The organism is uncultured Blautia sp. (genome assembly GCF_902497045.1).
Lineage (GTDB): Bacteria > Bacillota > Clostridia > Lachnospirales > Lachnospiraceae > Blautia_A.
The window spans coordinates 1-2,804 of record NZ_CABVDF010000293.1 but is presented as its reverse complement, the minus strand read 5'-3'; the positions used below and the strand labels follow the sequence as shown (position 1 = coordinate 2,804).

Here is a 2,804-nt window from a genome sequence, read left to right as displayed (position 1 = left end):
CCTCACTGCATTTTATACTACATCATTATAGTACAATAGAAAGCCAGAACTTGTCAATGCGCATTACTATATAATCTTAATTATTTCAGCAGCATCAGATGCTCCGGAGGAAGATACAGATACTCCGGCAGCTTTCCCTTTTCTGTCTCCCGGAAACTGTTTCTTGGACACATCCACCACAGCACAGTGTCCTTGTCCATTCCGGGTGTCTGAACAAGATACTGATGCTCAAATGTATTTTCCACATATTCTGCCGGCTGGAACGGAATACAGTTTTCTCCGTCTGCATCCCGTCCCTGAATCCAGTGTCCACGGATTGCCACATAAGAAGCTTCTTCGGGGATTTCCTTCTCCGTCCTGAGCGAGATTCCCCAGTCCAAAGCAAAAAGATACCGGGGTCCCAGTTTTTCAATTCTGGAAAAATTCTTACACCCCGTAAGCCGGGCCGCCTCTACAAGTCCCGGCTGCTCAAAAAGCTCCCTTGTCTTTCCTGAAGTCAGTGTTTTTCCTTCTTTTAAAAGCGTAAGCTCATGGCAGAAACGGAAAGCCTCATCGCGGCTGTGGGTGACCATAAGCATGTCTCCCTGATATTCCTGCAGAAAATCCTGCATATCCCTCTGAAGTACATCTTTCAGGAATCCGTCCAAAGCAGAAAACGGCTCGTCCAAAAGGATTACCTCCGGCTCACCGATCATCATCCTTGCCAGTGCCACTCTCTGCTGCTGCCCTCCGGAAAGCTGAGAAGGAAGGTGTTTTTCCAGTCCTTCCAGATGGTATCTGTCAATAAAGTCTCTTATTTTTTCATCTCGGAATTCTTTTTCGCCGCGAAAGCCGCAGCCTATATTTTCATAAACCGTCATTGTGGGAAAAAGCGCATAGTTCTGGAACAGATATCCCACATGACGCTGCTGGGGCTTCAGATTGATATTTTTCTCTGAATCAAAAAGCGGTTTTCCATTGACCAGGATTTCTCCCCGATCCGGAGTCTCAATCCCGGCAATACAGCGGAGCGTCATGCTCTTTCCGCTTCCGGAAGCTCCAAGGATACCTGTCGATGCACTTTCTGTATTAAGCTTCACCTTCAGGGAAAAACCCTTGAATTTCTTTTCTATATTTACATAAATGGACATGTTTTTTTCCTCTTGTCTGTTTTCAGATCCATCTTCTGCTCTTCATTCCTCTTCCGGATACAATATTGATCAGCGCCACGATCACAAAAGACAATGCAACGATCACCACTACCCAGAAACCAGCCACATCGTAATTCCCTGCTGCCGTCTCTGCTGCAATAGCAACGGAAACCGTTCTGGTCTTGCCCAGTATATTTCCTGCAAGCATGGATGTAGCTCCATATTCACCAATGGCTCTGGCAAAAGCCAGCACTGTGCCGGATGCGATCCCCGGAGCTGCTGTAGGCATGATCACTTTCCAGAATATCTTACGGTCACTCATTCCAAGGGTCTGACCTGCATGTATCAAATTTACATCCACCTGTTCAAAGGCCGCCCTTGCATTTCGGTACATCAGAGGAAAGGCGATCACTGCGGCTGCCACCACACAGCCTTTCCAGGTCTGCACGATCTTAAAGTCAAAATTTTCCAGAAGAAATTTTCCAAAAGGTCTTCTGAGACTAAAAATGATCAGCAGAAAAAAACCGGCAACTGTGGGCGGAAGAACAAGGGGCATCGTTAAGACGCCATCCAGCACAGCCCTGGATACCGGTTTCATTTTCATGATTTTTCTGGCACACCAGATTCCCAGAAAGAACGCGATGGCCGTAGCCACCGCGCCTGTTTTCAGGGAAATCCACAGAGGAGACCAGTTAATCTCCTGCATAAACTCTCCCATAGCTTTCTCCGTTTATTCCGCTGCTTTCTCTTCTGTATTTTCCTCTGCGGCAGCCGCTTCCTTTTCCTCAGTGTACGGGCTGAATCCATACTCCTCAAAAACTGTCAGCGCCTCTTCTGTCTGGAGATACTCAAGAAATACCTCTGCCGCCTCCTGTTCTGCCGAAGACGCCTCCTGATCTTCTGTAAGTCCCACCGGATAAAGAACCGGCGTTTCAAGAGCTTCTGCCGGAGCCTCCGCAATAATTTCCACCTGATCTGCAACAGAAGCAGCATCTGTGGCATATACAACTCCCACCTCATTGCTTCCCTGTGTAATTGCTGCCAGAACCTCCGTTACATTTTTACCCTCATTGATCTCCATATTTTCTACCTGATCCATGATTCCAAGATTGGTAAAAATTTCCCTTGCATACTGTCCCACAGGAACATCTTCCCCTGCAAGAGCCAGGTTTTCAGCCTCTGTGATATTCTCAAAACCTGTCACCTTAGTTTCAGCATCCTTCAGCTTGATCAGCACTACCTTGTTTTCCAGAAGGTCTTCCACAGAATCCTCCTTTGCCAGTTTTTTTTCAACAAGTGCATCCATCTGTTTCGTTGCTGCTGAAAAAAAGATATCGCATCTGGATCCTTCCTCAATCTGTTTCTGAAGCGTACCGGAACTGTCTGCATTATAAAAAATTTCCACATCCGGATATTTTTCATTAAAATCTTTCTGGATTTCCTCCATTGCATTGGCAAGGCTGGCTGCAATAAAAACATAAAGCTCTCCGCCTGGCTCTGCTGCCTGTACATTTCCTGTTGTAAATCCCGCTGCCATCATCCCTGCAAGTGCAATAACCGCCAGTTTTTTCTTCATTCGCCTTCTCCTTTGTTTATTTTAGTTCTGTTTTGTTATGTTTTATTCATTTTATATCAGAATACAATTCTTGTCAATTTATTTCATCTATGATATAG

The 2,804-nt window shown here is 45.8% G+C and carries 3 protein-coding genes; all 3 read right to left on the bottom strand.

Going from position 1 to position 2,804, the window contains the following annotated elements; all coding sequences use genetic code 11:
- Positions 1-80 precede the first annotated feature (80 nt).
- From RDS42_RS13910 to modA, 3 genes are read right to left on the bottom strand one after another with little or no spacing between them, the layout of a single operon-like run.
- Entirely contained in the window at positions 81-1,130 is a 1,050-nt protein-coding gene (locus RDS42_RS13910) for an ATP-binding cassette domain-containing protein (protein WP_308784187.1), read from the bottom strand.
- Positions 1,131-1,152: 22 nt separating this feature from the next.
- Positions 1,153-1,848 carry a molybdate ABC transporter permease subunit gene (modB, locus tag RDS42_RS13905; protein ID WP_308784186.1) on the bottom strand — a complete coding sequence of 232 codons (696 nt, stop codon included), beginning with the start codon at positions 1,846-1,848 and terminating at the stop codon, positions 1,153-1,155.
- Positions 1,849-1,860: 12 nt separating this feature from the next.
- Positions 1,861-2,706, bottom strand: coding sequence for a molybdate ABC transporter substrate-binding protein (modA, locus tag RDS42_RS13900; protein ID WP_308784185.1), 846 nt, complete (start codon positions 2,704-2,706; stop codon positions 1,861-1,863).
- Between the last annotated feature and the right edge of the window lie 98 nt (positions 2,707-2,804).